Source organism: Noviherbaspirillum sp. (genome assembly GCF_035254865.1).
Lineage (GTDB): Bacteria > Pseudomonadota > Gammaproteobacteria > Burkholderiales > Burkholderiaceae_D > Noviherbaspirillum.
This window is the reverse complement of record NZ_DATFAF010000004.1, coordinates 51,721-74,049: the sequence shown is the minus strand read 5'-3', so window position 1 is coordinate 74,049 and position 22,329 is coordinate 51,721. Positions and strand designations below refer to the sequence as shown.

Below are 22,329 nucleotides of genomic sequence, written 5' to 3'. Positions count from 1 at the left end.
CGCAAACACAATGTTGGTTATTGAAAAGACAATGAATTGGGAGGGAGTTATTCTGCATTGCAGAATAATCAGGTAAAAAGGAAGGGCTGCATCCGCCGCCGGCGGATGCAATCAGCGGGCGTTACAGGAAGCGGTCGAGCAATTTGCGGCTGGCCTTGTCGAGCGCCTGCACGTCGCGGATCAGGAATTGCACGCCATGGCTGTCTGCGATCAGCAGGGTCTCATTGGCGACGCGGCGGATGTCCTCTTCGCCTTTCAGGACGAAGCTGGCAAGGCCGCGGTCGGTCTCGACTTCCCAGGTGCTGGGCACGGCAAAGGTCGAGACATGCCGGATCTGCCGGATCTCCGGCAGGAATTCGCGGTTCTTCAATTCCTCTTGCAGCAGCGCGCGCGCCTCCGCCGGCAACTCGTCCAGACTGTCGATCCAGGCGAGTTCATGCCCGTCCACATCGACCAGCGCGATGCCGGATTCGGGCGCGGCAATCGGGAAGGCGCGCACCGGCACCACGCCTTCGAACACGCCTTCTTCCGATGCAAGGACCAGCTTGCCGAAGGCATTGCGGCTCAATTCAAACTTGTTCATGCGATGTCATCCTGAAGATCGGCAAGCGCTTCATTCTCCGCCTGACGCTGCTGCGCCTGGTAGAGGCGGTAATACGCGCCTTCGCGTGCCAGCAATTCCTCGTGCTTGCCGACTTCGACGATCTGGCCCTTGTCCAGCACCACCAGTCGGTCGGCCTGGCGCAGCGTGGACAGGCGGTGTGCAATGGCAATCGTGGTGCGGCCGCGCACCAGGTTGTCGAGCGCTTTCTGGATTTCCTTTTCAGTCGAGGTGTCGACCGAGGAGGTGGCTTCATCGAGGATCAGCAGTTGCGGATCGATCAACAGTGCGCGCGCAATCGAGATGCGCTGGCGCTCGCCGCCGGACAGGGTCTGGCCGCGCTCGCCCACCATCGAGTCGTAGCCATGCGGCAGGCGCAAGATGAATTCATGCGCGTTGGCTGCGCGCGCGGCGGCAATGATTTCCGCGCGCGTGGCGCCCGGCTTGCCGTAGGCGATGTTGTCGGCGATGGTGCCGAAGAACAGGAAAGGCTCCTGCAGCACCAGGCCGATATGGCGCCGATATTCCGCGATCGGCAGCGAACGGATATCCACGCCGTCCACCAGGATGGCGCCGTCCGACACGTCGTAGAAGCGGCAGATCAGGTTGACCAGCGTGCTCTTGCCGGAACCGCTGTGGCCGACCAGACCGATCATCTCGCCCGGCTTGATGGACAGATCGACACCGCGCAGGACCGCGCGATTGCCATAGCGGAAACCGATGTTGCGGATGTCGATGCGTCCTTCGATGCGCGACAGGTGCACCGGGTTTTGCGATTCCGGTACGGAGGATACATGGTCGAGGATGTCGAAGATGCGCTTGGCGCCGGCCGCCGCCTTCTGGGTCACGGAGACGATGCGGCTCATCGAATCCAGCCGCGTGTAGAAGCGTCCGATATAGGCGAGGAAAGCGGTCAGCACGCCGACCGTGATGTCGCCTTTCGACACCTGCCAGATGCCGACCGCCCATACGATCAGCAGGCCGATCTCGGTGAGGAAAGTCACGGTCGGCGAGAACAGCGACCACACCTTGTTGACGCGGTCATTGATCAGCAGGTTGTGCCTGTTGGCTTCGCGAAAACGCGCCGCCTCGCGCTTTTCCTGCGCGAACGCCTTCACCACGCGGATGCCCGGAATGGTATCGGCCAGCACATTGGTCACTTCGCCCCACACCCGGTCGATCTTCTCGAAGCCGTGCCGCAGCTTGTCGCGCACCACGTGGATCATCCACGCGATGAAAGGCAGCGGCAGCAAGGTCACCAGCGCCAGCCAGGGATTGATCGAGACCAGGATCACTGCGGTCATGCCGATCATCAGCACGTCGGTCGCGAAATCCAGCAGATGCAGCGAGAGGAATACGCAGATGCGGTCGGATTCCGAGCCGATGCGCGCCATCAGATCGCCGGTGCGCCGGCCGCCGAAATATTCCAGCGACAACCGCAGCAGATGCTCATAGGTGGCGGTGCGCAGGTCCGCGCCGATGCGTTCCGACACCAGCGCCAGGATATAGGTGCGCGCCCAGCCGAGTCCCCACGCGAACAGGGCGGCGCCGGCCATGCCGGCCAGGTAGCTCGCGACCAGCATGACATCGATCTGCTGGCCGTTCTGGTAAGGAATCAGCACCTTGTCCATCAGCGGCATGGACAGGTAGGGCGCTACCAGCGTTGCGGCGGTCGATGCGAGTGTCAGCAGGAAGCCGGCCAGCAACTGGCCCCGGTACGGCCGGGCGAAGCGCCACAGGCGGAACAGCGTCCAGGTCGACGGCGGCGTGTGAATTTCGCGCGTGCAGATCGGGCATTCGTCTTGATCGGCCGGCAAGGGCGCCTTGCAACTCGGGCAGATGGCCTGTTCCGGTTCCTGCACCGGCGTTCCGGTCAGCGCCGCATCGCGTTGCTGCTCGAAGTGGTCGATTACGCGCAGGGCTTCGGGATTGTGGCCGAGGGTGTAGCGCCAGCATGCCAGGCGCCGGGTCTCGTCGTGCAGTTCGAGCGTGCCGACGCCCGCATGGTCATGATGCGCCAATGCAAGATGTTGTCGATAAGACCACGTTTTCCATTCGACATTGCCCGCTGTCTTCGCCAGCAGACGCTGATCGGTCACGACCACGATGCCCGGTGCGAAATGCAGGCTGTCATCGAGATCGAGCTCGACGCTGGCGACGGCCGTTTCGCCGGCGCGCAGGCATGTTTGCAGCGCGCTTTGCCAGTGTGCGGGCACGGCATGCCTGGCTGACAAAGCGATGGGGGATTCTGTGTTCATTGATGCTCTGAAAAGGCAAACAAACGACGCTTTGTTTGCAAAATATAAATGAATTCGGGTGCGCCTTCACTGGAATGCGCGTCAGGGTGGCGCTAAGTATACCGAGAGGCGATAATGTTGTTCGCGGGTATTTACATCACTCTGCGATAATTTCTGCTGCGTCCAGTAAACTAGCGCGGGTGAGAAGCGTTAAACCAAGCACAGGCCAATAAGAGACCGCCATTGCCCACAAAGGCCTTTATCCTTCAGCTTCAGTATTAAATGAACAACAAAACCATTGAGATCATCAATGTGATGTCTCTGCGCGGACCGAATATCTGGACTTATCGTCCGGTCATCGAGGCATGGGTCGACATCGGTGATCTGGAAGATTCGCCCTCCAATACCATACCCGGTTTCTATGAGCGCCTGACCGCATGGTTGCCAGGCCTGATCGAACACCGCTGCGGCGTCGGCGAGCGGGGCGGCTTCCTGCAGCGCCTGCGCGAAGGCACCTGGCCGGCGCACATCATGGAACACGTGATGATCGAACTGCAAAACCTGGCCGGCGTGCAGACCGGTTTCGGCAAGGCGCGTTCGACCTCGAAACGCGGCGTGTACAAGGTGACCGTACGCGCGCGCTATGAACAGGTCAGCCGCGTCGCGCTGACTGCGGCGCGCGACATCGTGATGGCGGCCATCGAGGATCGCGCATTCGACATTGCCGCCACCGTGGAAAACCTGCGCGACCTCGCCGAAGCTGTCGCGCTCGGACCGAGCACCGCCAACATCGTCGATGCCGCCACCGACCGCTCCATTCCGCATATCCGCCTGAACGACGGCAACCTCGTGCAGTTCGGCTACGGCGCGCGTTCGCGCCGCATCTGGACCGCGGAAACCGACCAGACCAGCGCCATTGCCGAAGGCATCTCCAGCGAAAAGGACCTGACCAAGAGCCTGCTGAGTTCGTGCGGCGTGCCGGTGCCGGAAGGACGCATCGTCAACGGTATGGAGGATGCCTGGGACGCCGCGCAGGACATCGGCCTTCCGGTGGTGGTCAAGCCGTCCGACGCCAACCATGGCCGCGGCGTCTCGACCGACCTGAAGACGCGCGAGGAAATCGAAGCCGCCTACCGCCTGGCCGACGAAGAAGGCAGCGACGTGATCGTCGAACGCTTCGTGCGCGGCAACGAGCACCGCCTGCTGATCGTCGGCGGCAAGCTGATCGCCGCCGCCAAGGGCGAGAGCGCGTACGTGACCGGCGACGGCGCGTCCAACGTCACCGACCTGATCAACTCGCAGCTCAATACCGATCCGCGACGCGGCGAGCATGAGGAATTTCCGCTCAACCTGATCACTTACGAAGAAGATCCGACCGTGCTGCTGGTGCTGGAGCGCCAGGGGTTCGGTCCGGATTCGGTGCCGCCGGCTGGACAGCAAGTGCTGATCCAGCGCCACGGCAATGTTGCCTTCGACTGCACCGACGACGTGCATCCGAGCACTGCGGCGGCCGCCTCGCTGGCTGCGCGCATCGTCGGACTGGATATCGCCGGCGTCGATCTGGTGACGGAAGACATTTCCCGTCCGCTGGAAGAGCAGGGCGGCGCCATCGTCGAAGTCAATGCCGGCCCAGGGCTGCTGATGCATCTGAAACCGGCCAGCGGCCAGCCGCGCCCGGTCGGACGCGCCATTGTCGACCACTTGTTCCCGCAACACGACAATGGCCGCATTCCCATCGTCGGCGTCAGCGGCAGCCACGGCAAGACCGCGGTCGCGCGACTGGTGGCGCGCATGCTCAAGCTGCGCGGCACGCATGTCGGTCTGGCCTGCAGCGACGGCCTGATCGTGGGCGAGCGCCAGATGAGCAAGAGCGATTGCGCCAACTGGCAAGCCGCGCACCGCGTCCTGATGAACCGCGCGGTCGAAGCGGCGGTGTTTGAAAACGGCTTCCGCGCCATCCTGGCTGAGGGACTCGCCTACGACCGCTGCCAGGTCGGTGTGGTGACCAATATCGATCCGGACGCCAGCCTGCCCGATCTGTGCATCGAGGACGCGGACCAGATGGCCAACGTCGCACGCACCCAGGTCGACATCGTCCTGCCGGAGGGCGTCGCGGTACTGAACGCCGCCGATGCGCGCGTGGCCGACATGGCGCGCTTGTGCGACGGCAGCGTGATCTTTTTCAGCGTATCGCCGGATGCGGCGCCGCTCGCGCAGCATCGCGCGGACGGCGGACGTGCGGTATTCGTGCGCGACGGCCAGGTGACGCTGGCCAGCGGTGCGCAGGAAACGCCGCTCATCGCCCTCGACCGCTTGCCGATTGCGGGCCTCGACAGGCGTGCCGGCCTGATTGAAAACATTCTCGCTGCCGCGGGTGCCGGCTGGGCGCTCGACGTCGGCACCGACGTGTTGCGCGCGGTGATAGAAACCTTCGATTACGACAGCGCGGCATAGGCTGCACGTATCGGCACATATCGACACATTCGACACATATCGGCACGCTTGAAAGAATACGGTTCGTCATTGACCACGGGCCCATGTAGAAAGCGTGGCTGCGACAACATCGCGACAGCCAAGCGCACAAGGAACATATAGATGGAAATCTCGCGTATCCGCGCCTTGCGCGGCCCTAATCTGTGGAGTCGGCACACGTCGATCGAAGCTATCGTCTCGTGCACCGAGGCCGAGCGCAATATCGCCTCACTGCCGAACTTCGAGCCGCGGCTGCGCCTGCGTTTCCCTCAAATCAAGTTCCTCGAACCGACCAGGGACGGCTGTCCCGTCTCGATGGCGCATGCGCTGGAAGCCGCCGCGCTCAATCTGCAGGCGCAGGCCGGCTGTCCGGTGACCTTTTCCCGCGCGGTGGAAACCGTCCAGCCCGGCACCTATCAGGTCGTGGTCGAATACACCGAAGAGCCGGTCGGCCGTCTGGCTTTCGAGCTGGCGGAACAACTGTGCCGCAGCGCGCGCGAGGACACGCCCTTCGATCTGGAAGGCGCGCTGTCGCGCCTGCGCGAACTGGATGAGGACATCCGCCTCGGACCCAGCACCGGCGCCATCGTGCAAGCGGCAGTGGCGCGCGGCGTACCCTATCGCCGCCTGACCGAAGGCAGCATGGTGCAGTTCGGCTGGGGCAGCCGCCAGCGCCGCATCCAGGCCGCGGAAACCAGCCGCACCAGCGCGATTGCGGAATCGATCGCGCAGGACAAGGAACTGACCAAGATGCTGCTGAACGCCGCCGGCGTGCCGGTGCCGAACGGGCGCGCGGTGGCGGACGCGGAAGATGCCTGGCTGGCCGCCCAGGAAATCGGCGGCCCGGTTGTGGTCAAGCCGCGTGACGGCAACCAGGGCAAGGGCGTCGCGGTCAACGTCAGGACGCGTGACGAAGTGCTGGCCGCGTTCAATGCCGCCTACGCGATCAGCCCCGACGTGCTCGTCGAGCGCTATATTTCGGGCCACGATTTCCGCATGCTGGTGGTCGGCAACCAGCTGGTCGCCGCGGCACGGCGCGCACCGCCGCAAGTCGTCGGCGACGGCGTGCACAACATTGGCGAACTGATCGAAGAGGTGAACAAGGACCCGCGCCGCAGCGAGGGCCATGCGACATCGCTCACCAAGATTCGTCTCGACAATATCGCGCGCGCCACGCTGGCCAAGCAAGGCTACACCGTCGAGAGCGTCCCGCCCAAGGGCGAGCCGGTGATCCTGCGCAACAACGCCAACCTCAGCACTGGCGGTTCCGCCACCGATGTCACCGAAGACGTGCATCCGGACGTGGCGGCATGCGCCGTCGAAGCCGCGCAAATGGTCGGCCTCGACATCTGCGGCGTGGACGTGGTGTGCGAAAGCGTGCTCAAGCCGCTGGAAGAACAGGGCGGCGGCATCGTCGAAGTGAATGCCGCGCCGGGCCTGCGCATGCACCTGCAACCCTCGTTCGGCAAGGGCCGTCCGGTCGGCGAAGCGATCATTGCCTCCATGTTCAAGGAAGGCGATGACGGCCGCATCCCGGTGGTGGCGGTGGCCGGAACCAACGGCAAGACCACCACCGTCAAGCTGATCGCGCACATCCTCGCCGCCAACAAGTACCGGGTCGGCATGACCGGCACCGACGGCGTCTACATCGGCAGCCAGCGCATCGATACCGGCGACTGCAGCGGCCCGCGCAGTGCGCGCAATGTGCTGCTGCACCCGGATGTGGACGCGGCCGTCTTCGAGACCGCGCGCGGCGGCGTGCTGCGCGAAGGACTGGGCTTCGACCGCTGCAATGTCGCGGTCGTCACCAATATCGGCGAAGGCGACCACCTCGGCCTGAACTTCATCACCACCGTGGAAGACCTGGCGGTGGTCAAGCGCGTGATCGTGCAAAACGTTGCGCCCAACGGCACGGCGGTGCTCAACGCCGCCGATCCGATGGTGGCCAACATGGCGGCCGTCTGCCCGGGCAGCGTCACCTTCTTCGGCAGGGATGTGCATCATCCCGTGATGACCTCGCATCGCGCGCAGGGCCGTCGCGTGGTGTATGTCGACGGCGATGCGATCGTCGCGGTCGAAGGCAAGAATATCCACCGCATCGCGTTGGCCGACATTCCGCTCACGCGCAACGGCAGCATCGGCTTCCAGGTCGAAAACGCCATGGCGGCGATCGGCGCGGTGTGGGGCCTGGGCATCGATTGGGAGACCGTGCAGGCGGGGCTGAAGACCTTCATCAACGACGCGCGGAGCGCACCGGGCCGCTTCAACCTGTTCTCCTGCAAGGACGCGACCGTGATTGCCGACTACGGCCACAATCCGGATGCCATGCATGCGCTGGTGAAGGCGGTGGAAAGCATGCCGGCCAAACGCCGCAGCGTGGTCATCAGCGGTGCGGGCGACCGGCGGGACGAGGACATTCGCCGCCAGACCGAGATTCTCGGCGCAGCCTTCGACAGCGTGATCCTGTACGAGGACCAGTGCCAGCGCGGGCGGCAGGACGGCGAAGTGATCCGCCTGTTGCGGCAGGGACTGGCCAACGCCCGGCGCACCACGTCGGTCAAGGAGATCAAGGGCGAGTTTGCGGCGATCGATGCGGCGCTTGCGGATTTGTCGGAGGGAGATCTTTGCCTGATCCTGATCGATCAGGTGGAAGAGGCCTTGGCGTACATCGGGGAGCGCGCTGCGCGCTGAGCCGCTTCCGCCCTAATGCAGAAATAATCGGATCGACATCAAACCGATACCGAGCGCAATCGAGGTGAGTGCGATCCGGTGCAGCCGGTCGACCTTGGCTTGTCTTGCACGGACGCGCTGGAGGAAGTGGCGGTTTTTGCGGCGGCGCATGGGCATTCCGGATGGGTGAGTGGACGACCATTTTGCCGCCGTCGTGCCGGGCGGAACTTGATTTTTCGCAATGCTCGTGCCTGACTGGCAAGACTGCTGCAACGCCGCAGCGATCATCGTGCCTACTCCGGCCGCAAGCGAATCAACTGTCCCTTGCGCTCGTCGGTCAGCACATATAGCAGGCCGTCGGGTCCTTCGCGCACGTCGCGTATGCGCTGCTTCAGATTCTGCAGGAGCTTTTCCTCCTTCACCACCTTGTCGCCTTGCCATTCGAGACGCGCGAGATACTGGAATTTCAGCGAGCCGACAAACAGGCTGCCCTGCCAGGCCTCGCCGTATTTGTCGCTGTGCAGGAAGGCCATGCCGGATGGCGCGATCGACGGCGTCCAGTAGTGCAGCGGCTGTTCCATGCCTTCCTTCGCCGTGATGCCCGCGCCGATCTTTCCGCCACCGTAGTTTTCGCCGTAGGTGATCACCGGCCAGCCATAGTTCTTGCCTGCCTGCGGGCGATTGATTTCATCGCCGCCTTGCGGACCGTGTTCATGCATCCAGAATTTGCCGTCCGGTCCGATCGTCGCGCCCTGCGAATTGCGATGGCCGTAGCTCCAGATTTCCGGCAGCGCGCCCGGCGGCGCGGATTTCCGGTCGGCGAACGGATTGTCGGGCGGCACCGAGCCGTCCTTGCGGATGCGGACCACCTTGCCGAGATGGTTGTCGAGCTTTTGCGCATCCTCCTTGCGGCTGTAGCGTTCGCCCAGGGTCAGGAACAGACTGCCGTCGCCGAAATCGACGATGCGGCAACCGAAATGCGCATCGCTTTCGACCTTCGGCTTCTGGCTGAACAAGACCTTCATCTGTTCGATGCGCTTGCTGTCCCCGGAGAGCCGGGCCGAGGCCAGCGCGGTCGAGTTCACGCGCCCTGATTCGCCGGGTTCGGAGTAACAGAAATAGATGGTGCGGTTACGCGCGAAATCACGATCGGTGATCACGTCCAGCAGGCCGCCTTGTCCGCCCACATCGATTTTGGGCAGGCCCTGCAGTGGCGGTCCCAGACTGCCGTCCGGCTGCACCACGCGCATGCGGCCCGGCCGTTCGGTGACCAGCATGCGGCCGTCGCCGATGAAGGCCAGCGCCCAGGGATGATCGAGATCGCGCGTGAGCACTTCCGGATGGATGGTCGCGGATTGCGCCTGCGCGCCTGCCAGCAAGGTGAACGCGCACAGTGCGCCCAACTCACCCACTCGTCTACAGTGGTTCATATATTCCCCCTGATGCAACACTATCCGGAAACTCGGCGTCGGCCATCTCCAGTTTGGCTTCACTTCGCCTTTTTGTCCTGCGATTTTTTTCGATTTTTCCTGTCGATGTCCGGCGTCGCATCGTCCATGCCGGGGTCGACATTCGGGGGCGGCTTGACGATGGCTTTCGGGTCGGTCGTCGGCGGCACTTCGACCGAGCCCGGGTCCGATGGCGGCTTCAACCCCGGCTCGGGCATGCGCCGCACGCCGGGATCGCGCGGCGTCTTCAACGAAGGCTCGGATTTGCTCGGCAAATCGGATTTTGCCGCCGCCGTCGAGACTGCGCACAGTGCAAGCAGCATCGCGCATAGTCGCTTCATCGCGCTAGTCGAGCCGCGCCGCCGAAGCCGTCTCGTTCTTCACCGTCCCGCGCGGCGCACCCTGCTGCGTCATGTCGAACTGCGCCGTCAGCATTTCGCTGCCGAGGGCGGCGCGTTCGTCGGCGTCGAGCAGCCGCCGCACCGCCGGGAACAAATGCTCTTCTTCTTCACGATGATGATGCTCGGTCTGCTCCTTCAGCACCTTGAACTTGGCTTCGAACGCCTTGTCGCCGGGGTCCAGCTCGAGCAGGTCCTTCAGCAGCCGCTTCAGCGAGAGATGCTCTTCCAGCGCCTCCAGCAGATCGTCCTCGGTCCGCGCACGGTGCACGGCCGGGTAGAACACCTCCTCTTCCGATTTGATGTGGACCGTCAGCAGGTCGGCGGCTTTCGTGAACAGCGCCTTTCTCGCTTCCGCGGTTTCGGCGCCGCGCACGAGCGCGAGCAGACGCTCCATCTCGCGATGCTGGGTTTCGAGCAATGCCACTGCGTCTGTTTCTTTTTCTGTCATCGTGATGCACTCCAATTGTTTGCCAAACAAGTTAGAGACGGGCTTGCACAACAGGTTCAGGCAACAGACTGCTTTCCTTCCACTTGCTGACATCACGCAAGATGCCGGTGCTTAACGAAAAAATCCGCCTCCGCTTACAATGGCGGATCGTATTTTTGCGGGAAGAAATGATGAGCAATCGCAAGCCGCTCGACGCCACGGCCGTCGGCCTCATGCTGATGCTGTGCGTGATCTGGGGCTTGCAGCAAGTCGCGGTCAAGCTGGCGGCGCCGCACATGGGCGCGATCATGCAGATCGGCTTGCGCTCGCTGGTCGCGGCCTTGATGGTCAGCGGCTTGATCTGGTGGCGCGGCGAGAAGCTGGACTTGCGCGACGGCACACTCTTGCCCGGCATCGCCGCCGGCGTCTTGTTCGCGCTGGAATTCCTGTTCGTTGCGCTCGGCCTGCAATACACCACTGCATCGCACATGTCGGTGTTCCTCTACACCGCGCCGATTTTCACGGTGCTCGGCTTGCACTGGAGCATCGCCGGTGAGCGGCTCGGGCCGATGCAGTGGGCCGGCGCGCTGGCCGCGTTCGCCGGCATCGCCGTTGCGTTTTCCAATGGCTTCGCGGCGCAGTCGCGCGGCTGGGGCGACATGCTGATCGGCGATGCGCTCGGCGTGCTGGGCGGCATATTCTGGGCCGCGACCACCGTGCTGATCCGCCGCTCATCCCTGTCGGAAGCGCCACCCGCCACCACGCTTCTGTATCAGCTCGGCAGCTGCGGCGTGATCCTGCTGACCATCGCGGCACTGAATGGGCAGGCCGCGTCATCCGCCTTCACCGGCATTGTCTGGGGGAGCCTGTTCTTCCAGTCGGTCGTCGTCGCATTCCTCAGCTTCCTGATCTGGTTCTGGATGCTGCGGCGTTACCTCGCGTCGCGGCTGGCAGTGTTTTCCTTCCTGACGCCGATGTTCGGCGTCGGCTTCGGCGTGCTCTTGTTGCACGATCCGCTCGATCCGCGCTTCGCCGCCGGCGCGGTGCTGGTGATGGCCGGTGTTGTCATGGTGAACATGCGGAAATAGTCTATGCCCGGATATTTCACCGGACCGGCCCTCAGCTTGACTCGAAGGTGCATGTTTGCACGGTTTGCGAGCTGCGAAGGGCAGATCCAATTTGTACCGGCGGCCTACGCGGGTGCTGGCGCGCGATTTGCGGCCATTTCGCGCCCCCGCTTCGCGCCAATAGCCCCGCTATTGGCTTGTCGCGAGAACGCAAACTGACTCGCAACTCGCACCCCATCACTCCGCATTCCGGTGAAATATCCGGGCAAGCGCTCGGCACTTTTTATTGCGGCGATTGCCCAAATATAGATTCTGGCGCCGCACCTGCGCGTCATGCCAACCGGAATGTTGAGGAGTTTGTCATGCTGTTTCGTCTGGGTCGTCTCATCCGCGCAGTGGGGCGCGATATCGTGGTGCTGTGGTACGCCTGCCGCAATCCCGCCACGCCTGCCATCGTGAAGCTGGCCGCAGTCCTGATCGCGCTGTACGTCATCAGTCCGATCGACCTCATCCCCGACTGGCTGGTCGTGCTTGGGCTGGTGGACGACGTCACGCTGGTGGCGCTCGGCATCCCCGCGCTGCTGCGGCTCGTGCCGGATCACGCGCTGCAGGAGGCGCATCACGCCGCGGAGGGCTTGCTGTCCCGATCGAAATCGTGATCAGCCGGCGCCAACCGGCGTGTATTGCCCGACGTTTTCCGCCAGCCAGCGTTGCGACAAGTCGCTGACACGCTGATTCGGATGGAAGTCGTCGCGGAAATATTCCCGCCACGGCTGGTATGACTGGCGCAGCAGGCCGCGCCGGCCGAACAGGAAGGATGCGCCGCTCTTCCACGTACGCCATTTCCAGAGCGTGCCGTCGCGGCGCAGGTTGTTGATCGTCTGCCGCAGCGCCTCGCTCAGGAAGATGAAGGTCACACGTCGCATCCAGGTGATGCGCCACGCATGCGAGCCGCCCAGTGCCTGGTACAGGTCGAAGGCGGTGCACTTGTGTTCCGCTTCCTCCGCGCTGTGCCACAGCCACAAGGTCTTCAGTCGCGCGTCGCAGCCGTCGAGCAGATCGTGGTTCTTCAGCATCCATTCGGCGAAGATCGCGGTGAAATGTTCATTGGCCGCCGTAATGCCCAGCCAGTGGCGCGGATCGACGCCTTCCAGCAGTTTCAGGCGCTTCTGCGCGCGCGGCCCCCATGCATTGACGAGGCCCTGCTTTTCCAGCTGATTGTTGAACAGGCCGTGAATGCGGCGATGCGTCGCTTCCTGACCGACGAAGCCCTGGACCTCGGCGCGGAACCGCTCCTGCCGGTCGGCCGGCAGTGCCTTGAATCCATTGCGCACCGCGTCGATGAAGAATTGCTCGCCCACGGGGAAGCTCATCGACAGGGCATTGAAAAAGGCGCTGCGGAACGCGTCGCCGCCGCACCAATGGCGTGCGAACGGTGTTTCCAGATCGATCAGCAGGCGGCGCACAACGAGATCGGCCATCGCGATACTCCCGTCAAGATAGATTGGTACGAGTCAGTACCAAGCATGGTGGTGTACATTTATGGTACTGTCAAGTACCAAATCACACCTGACCCGAAATGACGCAAGCTTTACAGGACAATGACATTGCATCCAGCCATCGCCAGCGATTGCTCGAAGGCATGGCGCATGCGGTCGCGGCCAAGGGCTACGCAGAAACGACCATCGCCGACATCGTGCGCGAGGCCGCGGTATCGCGCCGCACTTTCTACGAGCATTTCACCACCAAGGCCGATTGCCTGATCGCGCTCTATGAAGCCGCCAATCGCAGCGCACTGGCCGTGTTGCGCGAGGCCATCGACCCCGCGCAGGACTGGCAGGAACAAGTGGAAAAGGCGATGAGCGCCTACTTCGCCTGCCTGGCGCAAAACCCGACGCTGGTGCGCACCCTGTTCGTGGAGATCCTCGGCCTCGGTGCCGAAGGACTGGCGGTGCGGCGTCGCGCCAACGAGGAAATCGTCGCGTTCATGCTGCAGGTGATCAACGGCGGGCGCAAGCGCAAGGCGCCGCTGTCGGCCGAGATGGCGATGGCGGTGGTGGGGGGAATCAATGAGCTGGTGCTGCAGGCGATCGAACGCAATCGGGTCGGCGATCTCAAGGCATTGGCGGCGCCGGCCATCGCCTTGCTGCAAGCGGTCACCCGCGATACGGCGTGAACGGTTAATCGCTGCTTCGCATCAGGCGGCGCTGCCCGGCGAGTAATACCGGTACGCACTGCCGCCGAGTGCCTTTGCCTCATACATCGCGGCATCCGCCTTTTCCATCAATTCATCGATGCTGGTGCCGTCATCGGGAAAGATGCTGATTCCCAAGCTGATCCCGATTCTGATTTCCTTGCCGTCCACATCGAACGGCGCGGTCATTTCGCGAAGGACCTTGGCCGCCACCATCTGCACGTTCCTGTCTGCGCCTTTGCCCGCAACGGCCATGGTGAACTCGTCCCCGGACAGGCGTGCAAGACTGTCGCTTTCGCGTATGCAGCCTTGCAGACGCTGCGCCACGGATTGCAGCAAGTAGTCGCCGACCTGGTGGCCGAAGGTATCGTTTACCTGCTTGAACCCGTCCAGGTCAAGGAAGACCACGGCCAGCTTTTCATCATTGTGGCCGGCATGATTGATGGATTGCGAAAGGCGGTCGGTAAACAGCAGGCGATTGGGCAAATCGGTCAGCGCATCGTGCGTGGCCTGGTACATCAGCGCGTGAGATCGTGCGTGCAGCCGGGTGATGTCATGAAGAACCGTGACGATACCGATATCCTTGCCATCGGTGTCATGCATTTTTCCGCCGGTCGTTCTCACGAAGAGTTCCTCGCCGTCTTCGCGAACAAGGATCAAGACCGTGTCTTCCGGCAGGCCAGCGGCGAGGCCGGGTGGTTTCACCAGTTTGTGCCGGCTCGATTCTTCCAGAAACGTGATCCGGTCGCAAAGCAATTGGCCGATCAGCGCTTCGCTGTCGGTGCCGGTCATGTGCTCGGCCGCCGGATTCATCTGCAGGACGCGACCCTCGTTGTCCATCACGAATACCGCATCGACAATCGACGTCAGCGTGATCATCGCCAGCTGGCGTTCGGCAACCAGTTCGGCGGTGCGCTCCTGCACGCGCTGCTCCAGCCTCTCGTTGGTGGTGCGCAGCGCGTCTTCCGCCTGTCGCATCTGGTCCCTGAGCGCGCGTTCTTCGTGGATGCGGTCGAGCACCGCGGGCAACAGTTCGAGATAGGTCTTGTCCCCATCCTTCACGAGATAATCCCGCGCGCCAAGCCGCATCGCATCCACTGCGATATCCAGATCGCGCGCGCCCGTCATGATCACCACCGAAGGCGCTTCATTCGGGTGATCGTGTTCGACCTCGCCGATCTGCCGCAGGACGGTAATGCCGTCGGCGTCGGGCAGCCGATAGTCGAGCAGAACCATGTCCGGATGCTCGTCTTTCACCGCCCGGATGCCCTCCGCCCCCAGCGCGGCCTCCACGATCCGCATATCGAATGCGCGATGGCGCGCGAGCGTTCGCCGGCAGGCCATGCGATCGACTTCATCGTCGTCGATGATGAGAATCGTGCGTTTTGCCAGCGCACTGGGAGTGAGGTCCGGTGCCGGCTGCGTCATATTACTTCGCTGAGCGCCCAGTATTTGTCCAGGGCATGCATCAGTTCGATGAACTTCGGATAGCCCACCGGCTTGATCATGTAGCCGGCCACACTCAGGTCGAAGCAATTGCGCTTGTCGTCGACCTCGCACGAGGTGGTCAGGACCACCACCGGAATGCGGCGCAAAACGGCATCCGATTTCACCTTTCTGAGAAATTCCACCCCGTTCATCACCGGCATGTTCAGATCCAGCAGGATCAGCGTCGGCTTGTCCCGGCTGCTGTCGAGGACGCGCAGCGCCTCCTCGCCGTTTTGTGCGACGAGCAGCGGGACCTCGACCCTGAGCTGGCGCATGGCGCGCTCCACGGTCATCACGTCGACCGCGTCATCGTCGACCAGCAGGATCGGTCTATCTGTCGGCATGGGGCACCTCCGCTTTCCTTTCGTCCGCCGGCGGCAGCCTGGGCAGCGTGAACAGGAAACAGGCACCTTTGCCCATTTCCGATTCCACCCAGACCTTGCCGCCGTACAGTTCAACGATCTTTTTCACGATCGCCAGCCCGACCCCCGTGTTCTCCGACGTATCCTTGGGAACCAGGGTCTGGAATAGCTGGAAGATCCGTTCGAAGTTGCGGGGATCGATTCCCGGCCCGTTGTCGCACACGTGGAATCGCCAGGCATCTTCCATCTCGGTACAGCCGATGCGGATCTCCGCACCCGGCGCGTTCGCATGCTTGACGGCATTGCCGATCAGGTTCTGGAAGACCTGTTGCAAGCGCACCTGTTCGACTGCAAGCCTGGGCAATGGTGTCTCGACCTTGACCTGCATGTTGTCCGGAATCTCGATCAAGCCGATGGCATCGGCCAGCGCTTCGCCGGCATCCGCCATCGCCGGTGTCTCGGGCGAGCGGCCGGCGCGAGAATAGGCCAGGATGCCGTCGATCAGCCGATCCATGCGCTGAACGCGTCCGACCAGCAACTCGATCTGCCGGTTTCCTTCGTCGCCAAGCTTTCCTCCGTAGTCCTCCATCAGCCAGGCGGCAAGAGAACCGATCGCTCTCAGCGGCGCCTTGAGATCATGGGATATGACATAGGAAAAGCGTCTTAATTCCTCGTTCGCCGCGAACAGGTCGGCGAGCAGTTTCTTCTGCTCCCGCTCGGTCTGCTTGCGCGTGGAAATGTCGCGCACCGTGCCGATGAAGCGGCGTTCGCCTCCGGAACGTGTTTCTCCCACCGCCAGTTCCATCGGGAATACGCGACCGTCCTTGCGCATTCCGGCGACGTCACGGCCGATGCCGATGATCCGTTTTTCCCCGGTACGCAGATAATGCTCCAGGTAGCCGTCGTGCTCACTGCGATAAGGTTCCGGCATCAAGAGCTTGATGTTGCGGCCGACGACCTCTGACGGGGCATAGCCGAAGATCCGCTCCGCCGCGGGATTGATGCTCTGCACGATGCCGCGCGTGTCGATGACGATAATGCCGTCGACCGCCGCGCGCAAAACTTCCTGCAGGCTTTTCTCGCGATCGAGGAGATGCTGCTGAATGCCCTTTCTTTGCCGCACCTCCAGCCGTATCTGCCAGAACATGAGCGCAAGAAAGAATGTCATCGCCATCGTCATGACGCCGTAGAGCGCGATCATCCGGCGCTCGCGTCGGCGGGTTGTCGCCCATTCCCTGTTCTCGGCTTCGGTGAAGCGACGCTCGGCCTCTTGCGTCAGTGCCTCGATTGCCTCGAATTCGCGATTGCCGGTCTCGATGACGGCAACGATTTCGCTGGTCTCGTCGGGCTGCATGTCATGCAGGGCCGCAAGGCGACGGAACAGATCCAGACGACGGACGATACGTGCGCCGATTTCGTCGGCGATGTCTTGCCCCACAGGCAAATCTTCGCGTGAGGCCGCATCGCGCAATTTCTGCTTGAGCTCTTGCAAGGTCTGAAGCGCATGGTCATTGCCCGCGAGATAGCTTCGCTCGCCGGTAATCACGTAGGCACGGTTGCGTGATTCCGCTTTGCTCAGTTCCGCTCGGATGTTGGCAAGGGAAGCGCGTATTTCCTTCACGTAGACGGCCCGGAAAAGCGATTCCGCGTGTCGCGTCGTCGCCTGGAAGATCAGCGCTCCAAGAATAAGCAAGGACGCGACGACGGCAACAAAGCAGATCAGCAAGCGTCGTTCGATGGTGTCGGCCGCACTCAGCTCATCGTCCAGCGTGGTGTCGACTGCCGCGAACGCTTGCAGGGCTTTGTTGCGCAACTCCATGTGGCTGGTCCGCGAGAGGGCTTGTACGTTTCAAAAAGACAACAGGAACGGGAAAAAGTTCTGGTTGTCCTGCTGCCGCACGACCCGTATCAAGGCTTCGCCGGTGTGGCCGGCGTCAGACCTGTCGAAGAGGCTGCCCGGTTTTGTCCGGGCGCGGAGAGGACATTGCCTTCATTGGAAAAGCATCAGGATGTGCGCGAGGAGTGCCTCGGAAGGTGCCGGATCAAAAGGGATGCTACCACTCAAGCGTCAGCGCGGTCCGCCTACTGCCTCCTACTGCCTGTTACGCCCGGCGTCGTCCAGCTCGAGGGCAATCACCTCGTACGTGCCTTCCTTGTAGCCGAGTTCCTGGGCGGCTTCGCTGGCTTCGCGCGCGCTCCGGTACTGTCCCGCCTGATCTTGCTCGTCGGTGAGGGAGACGTCGCCGGCAAACGGATACAGGTAACCGTCATGGGTTTTCACGATGTAGGCGTGCATGATTCTCCTCGTCGCAAGTAAGAAGAACGATGGGTCTTCCTATTGTGGCGCAATTCCGAGTGTTTTTCTCATGGCCTGCGTCAAGCGTTGCGATGTCTCGAAAAATGCTGCCCACGGATCATCCCTGCGCCCTGCAAGATGCGCGGCAAGCGACGTCACCGTCCATGCAGCCGCATGGCGAATGTCGGGCAATTCTTCCCACGCGATCGGCAATGCCACCGGCAAGCCGGGACGGGCCCGCGCCGAGTAGGGCGCGACCGTGCTGGCCTGGCGCCGGTTACGCAGATAATCGATATAGATTTTTCCAACCCGATTCTTTTCGCCCATCGTCGCGCTGAACTGCTTCGGCAGCGTGCGCGCCAGATGCTGCGCGACGGCCTTCGAGAACGCGGCCACTTCGTCCCAGCCGTGCCGCGGCGCAAGCGGGACCGTCAGGTGCAGGCCCTTGCCGCCGCTCGTCTTCAGGAAACTGCGCAAGCCCAGCTCATCCAGCTCCACCCTGGTCAGGCGCGCGCCTTCCACCACTTTCTGCCAGGGCAGCGCGGGGTCGGGATCGAGGTCGAACACCATGCAATCGGGCCGATCGATATGATCGGCGTCGGCGTTGCAGGTATGCAGTTCCACCGTGCCCATCTGCGCTGCGCCGGCCAGTGCCTCGGCATCGTCGATCGCCATCAGCGGACCGTGGCCCGGATCGAGCGCGGCATCGAGTGCGCGGACGCCGGGAATGCGCAGCCGGCCGGCATGTTTCTGGAAGAATTGCTCGCCGTCGATGCCTTCCGGGCAGCGCAGCAGATAGACCGGGCGGTTGCGCAGGAAGGGCAGCATGTGCGGCGCGACCGCTTCGTAATAGCGCACCAGGTCGAGCTTGGTCAATCCGCTCGTCGCGTCGATCACGCGTTCGGGATGGGTGATCTTGATGCGATTGGCCTCCGCCTCTTGTGTTTTCTTTCCGTCCTTCTTGCCCTTGCCCGGTGTGCTGACCGCATGTTCCCGCCGGATCTCGCGCGCCGCCTTGTCCGCCCGCAGCCCATGAAACACCGCTTGCCGCAGCAATCCGTCCTGCGTCCATTCGGCAAAGGAAATTTCCGCCACCAGCTGCGGCTTGATCCAGTGCGTCTCCGCGCGCCGCACGCTGCCCGGCATGTGCGCGAAAGGGCTTTGCCGCTGCTCCAGCGCCTGCATCTGTTGATGCATCGAATGCAGCAAGGCGCGGTCGAAACCGGTGCCGGCGCGCCCGGCATAGCGCAGCGCGCCATCCTCGTACACGCCGAGCAGCAGGGCGCCGAAAAACTTGCGGCTTCCTTGCGGCTCGGTATAGCCGCCGATCACGAATTCCTGGCGCTGCCGGCATTTCAGCTTGATCCAGTCGGTGCTGCGCTTGCCGGTATAGGGCGCATCGGCGCGCTTGCCGATCAGCCCTTCCATCGCCAGCCGGCAGGCGCCGTCCAGCAGTTGCTGCGGCGGCACCTGCAGCGGCGCGCTGTAGCGCAGGTGTTGCGTGTCCGCCCTCTCCAGCACCTGCTCCAGCAGGGTCCTGCGTTCCCGCAGCGGCGCCTTGCGCAGGTCGACGCCATTCAGGTAGGGCAGGTCGAACAGGTAATAGAGAATGGGTGCATCGCGGTGTTCATTGAAGGCATTTTGCAGCAACTGGAAAGAGGGAATGCCTTGCTTGTCGAGCACCACGATCTCGCCGTCCAGCCAGGCGCTTTGCAATCCGAGCGCTTCTACCGCGGCCGCCTGCAAAGGCAGCTTCGCGGTCCAGTCCTGGCCGTCGCGCGTCAGCAGACGGACCTTGCCCTGGTCGACGCGCGCCAGTATCCGGTAGCCGTCGAATTTGACTTCGTATTCCCACTCGCCGTCTGTCGGAATGTCGTCCACCAGCGTGGCCAGTTGCGGGCTGAGTGTTTCCGGCAATGCGGCTTTCCTGGCGCCCTTGAGCTTGAGGTCGGCCGGCTTGCCCGCCTTCGCGCCGGTCTTGCCGGCCTTGGATGCGCGCAATGCCGCATCGTTGGTGTTGCGTGTGCGCTTTCGCGTGTGTTGCAGCACGCTGTCCGGCATTTCCGCCGTGATGTCGTATTCCTTCGTGGAACGCGCGGCCTCGTCCTTTTCCTTGATCAGCAGCCATTGCTCCTTGCCGCCGCCCGGCAAACGCGTGCGCACCAGCGTCCACCCACCGTGCAGCTTTTCCCCCTCCAGCCGGAACTTGAGCTTGCCGGCGTCATAGGCCGCCAGCGCATCGCCTTGCGGTTCCCAGCAACCGAGGTCCCACACCTCCACATGGCCCGCGCCGTACTGGTGCTCCGGGATGTCGCCCTCGAAATCGATATAGTCGAGCGGGTGGTCTTCCACATGCACCGCCAGCCGCTTGTCCGACGGATCGAGGCTGGGACCCTTGGGCACCGCCCAACTCTTCAAGGTGCCGTCGAGCTCGAGGCGGAAGTCATAGTGCAGCTTGCGCGCATGATGTTTCTGCACCACGAAGCGCAGGCGCTCGGCGGGCGCGGCGAGTTCGCCCTCGGGCTCCGGCGTGACGCGGAAGTTGCGCCTGGCGTGGTAGGTGGCAAGCTTGTCGGGCATGGGCAATCTTCAGTGAACCGACTTCGATGCGCGCGCCCGCACCCCGGCACTCTTGCGCGCAGCGGGCGGCGGCACCTTCTTTTCCGCCGTGCGCTTGTGCACGCTTCCTTGCAGGCTCTGTCGCAGCAATTCCGCCAGGTCTTCTTCCTTGCCGGTTTCTTCTTCCGGCATCTCGGCTTCGACTTCGGCAATTTCCTCCGCGCGTCCTTCCTCGTATTTCTTCCTGACCAGCGCCATGATGTCGTCGCGGAAGGTGTCCTTGTATTGCTCCGGCCGCCAGTCCTCGCTCATGTTGTTGATCAGCTGCGTGGCCATCTGCAATTCCTTCGGCTTGAGCGCTGCGCCTTTCTGGCCTTCCTCCGGCAGGTCGAGCGCTTCCGGACTGCGCACTTCGCTGGCCCAGCGCAGCGTGTTCAGCACGATGGCGCGCGGCGTCGCGATGAGCGCGGCGAGATGCTGCTTGTTGTGCATCACGATCAGGGCGATGCCGATCTTTTTCGTCTTCAGGAGCGCTTCGCGCAGCAGCACATACACCTTTTCCCCGCCCTTGGTCGGCGCCAGGTAATACGGCGTCTCGAAGAACAAAAAATTCACGTCTTCCGCATCGGTGAAGCCGACGATATCGATGGTGTGCGTCGACTTCACGTTGGCCGACTTGATTTCCTCGTCGGACAGCACGACGTAATGGTCTTCGTACTTGACGGCCTTGACGATGTCGTCCTTGCCGACTTCCTCGCCGGTTTCCTTCACCACACGCTGGTAGCCGACCGCCTGCAAACTGCCGCGCCGCAGCCAGTCGAAGTCGATCTCGTCCTGCTGCGAGGCCGGATGCAGCGACACGGGCGCATGCAGCAAGCCGAAGCTGATGGCGCCTTTCCACATGACACGAGCCATGGCAGTCCTTGCTTGGTTGAAAACATTATCTGTTCGACATCGGCCAATGCGCCAAGTTCGTCGGGCGTCATCGATATGTTCCTGTTTTTACGAATAAAATATTCCGATTTATTCGCTTTTTCAAAATGAGCGTCGCGCGTACGATGAGCGTCGATGTGATCGGTTCGGTCATCCATGGCCGGCCTCACTCGCAAATCAACTCCTGGAGGAAACATGAAGAAATTTTTGATCAGTCTGATGGTTGCGCTGACGGCGCTGTCCGTCGTCGTGTCCGAAGCGCAAGCCAAGCGCATGGGCGGCGGCAGCTCGTTCGGCCGCCAGTCGCAAAACGTCAGCCGTCAATCCATGTCGCCATCGCCGAGCCAGGCTGCGCCGTCCGCCGCCCGGCCCGCTGCGCCGGCGGCGACACCGCAAGGCACGCCGCCCAAACCGGCCGGCGCGTGGAAAGGCATGCTCGGCGGCGCCTTGCTCGGCCTCGGCCTGGGCGCCTTGCTGTCGCACTTCGGCATGGGTGGCGCGCTGGCCAGCATGATCAGCAGCCTGCTGATGATCGCGCTGCTGGCGGGAGCCGCGTTCTTCATCTATCGCATGGTGACCCGCAAGAACGGCAGTGCGCAGGATCGCAGCCGGTTCGAGCCGGCCTATGGCGCAGCCTCGCGCGGCGTCGTGACCCCGGACATCGGTTCGCGCATTGAGCCGGCCGCACTGCAATCGGCATCGTCCGCAAGCAGCACTGCCGATAATGCAAACTGGGGCATTCCGGCCGATTTCGATGCGCCCGGTTTCCTGCGCCACGCGAAGACCTACTTCATCCGCCTGCAAGCGGCATGGGACAAGGCCGATGTGAATGACTTGCGCGAATTCACGGCGCCGGAAGTGTTTGCTGAAATGAAGCAGCAATTGCTGGAGCGCGGCCCCTCGCCCAATCATACCGATGTGGTGTCGCTCGAAGCGGAACTGCTCGGCGTGGAAACGACGGGCAACGAGTATCTCGCCAGCGTCAAGTTCAGCGGCATGATCCGCGAAGCGGAAAACGCGCCGACAGAACCGTTCACCGAAGTCTGGAATCTGTCCAAGCCGGTTTCCGGCGCGGGCGGCTGGGTGCTGGCCGGGATTCAGCAACTGTCCTGACCGCAACACTGCGTTTGTTCTGAAAGCCTCGGCGCGAGCCGGGGCTTTTTTCATTCCGGCA

19 protein-coding genes are annotated in these 22,329 nt (G+C 62.9%); 6 read left to right on the top strand and 13 right to left on the bottom strand.

The annotated features are described in order from the left end of the window. Window positions 1-121: 121 nt before the first annotated feature. Together VJ651_RS01125 and VJ651_RS01120 are read right to left on the bottom strand one after the other, a co-directional pair. Window positions 122-583, bottom strand: coding sequence for a DUF1854 domain-containing protein (locus tag VJ651_RS01125; protein ID WP_324105660.1), 462 nt, complete (start codon window positions 581-583; stop codon window positions 122-124). Next, entirely contained in the window at window positions 580-2,859 is a 2,280-nt protein-coding gene (locus VJ651_RS01120; protein ID WP_324105659.1) for an ABC transporter ATP-binding protein, read from the bottom strand. Before VJ651_RS01120 ends, VJ651_RS01125 begins: the two co-directional genes overlap by 4 nt. Window positions 2,860-3,120: 261 nt before the next feature. Here VJ651_RS01120 and cphA (VJ651_RS01115) point away from each other — a divergent pair, with 261 nt between their 5' ends. Continuing rightward, window positions 3,121-5,292, top strand: a complete 2,172-nt coding sequence (gene cphA / locus VJ651_RS01115; protein ID WP_324105658.1) for a cyanophycin synthetase — start codon at window positions 3,121-3,123, stop codon at window positions 5,290-5,292. A 141-nt stretch (window positions 5,293-5,433) separates the two neighbouring features. After that, a complete protein-coding gene (gene cphA / locus VJ651_RS01110) occupies window positions 5,434-8,001 on the top strand; it encodes a cyanophycin synthetase (protein WP_324105657.1) in 2,568 nt (855 codons plus the stop codon). A 12-nt stretch (window positions 8,002-8,013) separates the two neighbouring features. On the opposite strand, the gene VJ651_RS01105 is transcribed toward cphA (VJ651_RS01110), so the two are convergent. The 4 genes from VJ651_RS01105 to VJ651_RS01090 are packed head-to-tail and all read right to left on the bottom strand — an operon-like array spanning window position 8,014 to window position 10,253. Then, window positions 8,014-8,268 carry a hypothetical protein gene (locus tag VJ651_RS01105; RefSeq protein ID WP_324105656.1) on the bottom strand — a complete coding sequence of 85 codons (255 nt, stop codon included), beginning with the start codon at window positions 8,266-8,268 and terminating at the stop codon, window positions 8,014-8,016. A gap of 5 nt (window positions 8,269-8,273) precedes the next feature. Next, window positions 8,274-9,410: a PQQ-dependent sugar dehydrogenase gene (locus VJ651_RS01100; protein WP_324105655.1), complete on the bottom strand. Its 1,137-nt coding sequence runs from the start codon at window positions 9,408-9,410 to the stop codon at window positions 8,274-8,276. Between the two features lie 59 nt (window positions 9,411-9,469). Next, window positions 9,470-9,769: a hypothetical protein gene (locus VJ651_RS01095; RefSeq protein ID WP_324105654.1), complete on the bottom strand. Its 300-nt coding sequence runs from the start codon at window positions 9,767-9,769 to the stop codon at window positions 9,470-9,472. Window positions 9,770-9,773: 4 nt separating this feature from the next. Next, complete coding sequence (locus VJ651_RS01090; RefSeq protein ID WP_324105653.1) at window positions 9,774-10,253, bottom strand: hemerythrin domain-containing protein; 480 nt, start codon at window positions 10,251-10,253, stop codon at window positions 9,774-9,776. Window positions 10,254-10,444: 191 nt separating this feature from the next. On the opposite strand from VJ651_RS01090, the gene VJ651_RS01085 reads away from it, so the two are divergent. Both VJ651_RS01085 and VJ651_RS01080 read left to right on the top strand, forming a co-directional pair. Further along, on the top strand, window positions 10,445-11,344 hold the full coding sequence (locus tag VJ651_RS01085; protein ID WP_324105652.1) for a DMT family transporter: 900 nt from the start codon (window positions 10,445-10,447) through the stop codon (window positions 11,342-11,344). Window positions 11,345-11,685: 341 nt separating this feature from the next. After that, window positions 11,686-11,982 (top strand): YkvA family protein, encoded by a 297-nt coding sequence (locus VJ651_RS01080; protein ID WP_211097343.1) that lies wholly within the window; start codon window positions 11,686-11,688, stop codon window positions 11,980-11,982. Here VJ651_RS01080 and VJ651_RS01075 read toward each other — a convergent pair whose 3' ends face one another. Continuing rightward, window positions 11,983-12,804 (bottom strand): metal-dependent hydrolase, encoded by an 822-nt coding sequence (locus VJ651_RS01075; protein ID WP_324105651.1) that lies wholly within the window; start codon window positions 12,802-12,804, stop codon window positions 11,983-11,985. A 98-nt stretch (window positions 12,805-12,902) separates the two neighbouring features. Here VJ651_RS01075 and VJ651_RS01070 point away from each other — a divergent pair, with 98 nt between their 5' ends. Beyond that, window positions 12,903-13,499: a helix-turn-helix domain-containing protein gene (locus VJ651_RS01070; RefSeq protein WP_324105650.1), complete on the top strand. Its 597-nt coding sequence runs from the start codon at window positions 12,903-12,905 to the stop codon at window positions 13,497-13,499. A gap of 21 nt (window positions 13,500-13,520) precedes the next feature. Here the strand turns inward: VJ651_RS01070 and VJ651_RS01065 are convergent, their stop codons facing one another. The 6 genes from VJ651_RS01065 to VJ651_RS01040 form a co-directional block, all read right to left on the bottom strand. Further along, window positions 13,521-14,945, bottom strand: a complete 1,425-nt coding sequence (locus VJ651_RS01065) for a diguanylate cyclase domain-containing protein (RefSeq protein WP_324105649.1) — start codon at window positions 14,943-14,945, stop codon at window positions 13,521-13,523. Continuing rightward, window positions 14,942-15,349, bottom strand: coding sequence for a response regulator (locus VJ651_RS01060; protein ID WP_324105648.1), 408 nt, complete (start codon window positions 15,347-15,349; stop codon window positions 14,942-14,944). Before VJ651_RS01060 ends, VJ651_RS01065 begins: the two co-directional genes overlap by 4 nt. Then, window positions 15,336-17,186 carry a PAS domain S-box protein gene (locus VJ651_RS01055; RefSeq protein ID WP_324105647.1) on the bottom strand — a complete coding sequence of 617 codons (1,851 nt, stop codon included), beginning with the start codon at window positions 17,184-17,186 and terminating at the stop codon, window positions 15,336-15,338. Before VJ651_RS01055 ends, VJ651_RS01060 begins: the two co-directional genes overlap by 14 nt. 273 nt (window positions 17,187-17,459) lie before the next feature. Next, window positions 17,460-17,663 carry a hypothetical protein gene (locus VJ651_RS01050; protein ID WP_324105646.1) on the bottom strand — a complete coding sequence of 68 codons (204 nt, stop codon included), beginning with the start codon at window positions 17,661-17,663 and terminating at the stop codon, window positions 17,460-17,462. 39 nt (window positions 17,664-17,702) lie between these two features. Continuing rightward, on the bottom strand, window positions 17,703-20,243 hold the full coding sequence (ligD, locus tag VJ651_RS01045; protein ID WP_324105645.1) for a DNA ligase D: 2,541 nt from the start codon (window positions 20,241-20,243) through the stop codon (window positions 17,703-17,705). Window positions 20,244-20,252: 9 nt separating this feature from the next. After that, window positions 20,253-21,137 carry a Ku protein gene (locus VJ651_RS01040; protein ID WP_324105644.1) on the bottom strand — a complete coding sequence of 295 codons (885 nt, stop codon included), beginning with the start codon at window positions 21,135-21,137 and terminating at the stop codon, window positions 20,253-20,255. A gap of 213 nt (window positions 21,138-21,350) precedes the next feature. On the opposite strand from VJ651_RS01040, the gene VJ651_RS01035 reads away from it, so the two are divergent. Then, window positions 21,351-22,268 (top strand): Tim44-like domain-containing protein, encoded by a 918-nt coding sequence (locus VJ651_RS01035; RefSeq protein ID WP_324105643.1) that lies wholly within the window; start codon window positions 21,351-21,353, stop codon window positions 22,266-22,268. Window positions 22,269-22,329 lie beyond the last annotated feature (61 nt).

Excerpts from the sequence above, each read along its gene's own strand:
- VJ651_RS01080 (WP_211097343.1), top strand. The coding sequence starts at position 11,686 with ATGCTGTTTCGTCTGGGTCGTCTCATCCGCGCAGTGGGGCGCGATATC.
- VJ651_RS01035 (WP_324105643.1), top strand. The coding sequence starts at position 21,351 with ATGAAGAAATTTTTGATCAGTCTGATGGTTGCGCTGACGGCGCTGTCC.
- VJ651_RS01125 (WP_324105660.1), bottom strand. The coding sequence starts at position 583 with ATGAACAAGTTTGAATTGAGCCGCAATGCCTTCGGCAAGCTGGTCCTT.
- VJ651_RS01120 (WP_324105659.1), bottom strand. The coding sequence starts at position 2,859 with ATGAACACAGAATCCCCCATCGCTTTGTCAGCCAGGCATGCCGTGCCC.
- VJ651_RS01070 (WP_324105650.1), top strand. The coding sequence starts at position 12,903 with ATGACGCAAGCTTTACAGGACAATGACATTGCATCCAGCCATCGCCAG.
- VJ651_RS01075 (WP_324105651.1), bottom strand. The coding sequence starts at position 12,804 with ATGGCCGATCTCGTTGTGCGCCGCCTGCTGATCGATCTGGAAACACCG.
- cphA (WP_324105657.1), top strand. The coding sequence starts at position 5,434 with ATGGAAATCTCGCGTATCCGCGCCTTGCGCGGCCCTAATCTGTGGAGT.
- VJ651_RS01105 (WP_324105656.1), bottom strand. The coding sequence starts at position 8,268 with ATGATCGCTGCGGCGTTGCAGCAGTCTTGCCAGTCAGGCACGAGCATT.
- VJ651_RS01040 (WP_324105644.1), bottom strand. The coding sequence starts at position 21,137 with ATGGCTCGTGTCATGTGGAAAGGCGCCATCAGCTTCGGCTTGCTGCAT.
- cphA (WP_324105658.1), top strand. The coding sequence starts at position 3,121 with ATGAACAACAAAACCATTGAGATCATCAATGTGATGTCTCTGCGCGGA.
- VJ651_RS01100 (WP_324105655.1), bottom strand. The coding sequence starts at position 9,410 with ATGAACCACTGTAGACGAGTGGGTGAGTTGGGCGCACTGTGCGCGTTC.
- VJ651_RS01085 (WP_324105652.1), top strand. The coding sequence starts at position 10,445 with ATGATGAGCAATCGCAAGCCGCTCGACGCCACGGCCGTCGGCCTCATG.
- VJ651_RS01060 (WP_324105648.1), bottom strand. The coding sequence starts at position 15,349 with ATGCCGACAGATAGACCGATCCTGCTGGTCGACGATGACGCGGTCGAC.
- VJ651_RS01055 (WP_324105647.1), bottom strand. The coding sequence starts at position 17,186 with ATGGAGTTGCGCAACAAAGCCCTGCAAGCGTTCGCGGCAGTCGACACC.
- ligD (WP_324105645.1), bottom strand. The coding sequence starts at position 20,243 with ATGCCCGACAAGCTTGCCACCTACCACGCCAGGCGCAACTTCCGCGTC.
- VJ651_RS01050 (WP_324105646.1), bottom strand. The coding sequence starts at position 17,663 with ATGCACGCCTACATCGTGAAAACCCATGACGGTTACCTGTATCCGTTT.
- VJ651_RS01095 (WP_324105654.1), bottom strand. The coding sequence starts at position 9,769 with ATGAAGCGACTATGCGCGATGCTGCTTGCACTGTGCGCAGTCTCGACG.
- VJ651_RS01065 (WP_324105649.1), bottom strand. The coding sequence starts at position 14,945 with ATGACGCAGCCGGCACCGGACCTCACTCCCAGTGCGCTGGCAAAACGC.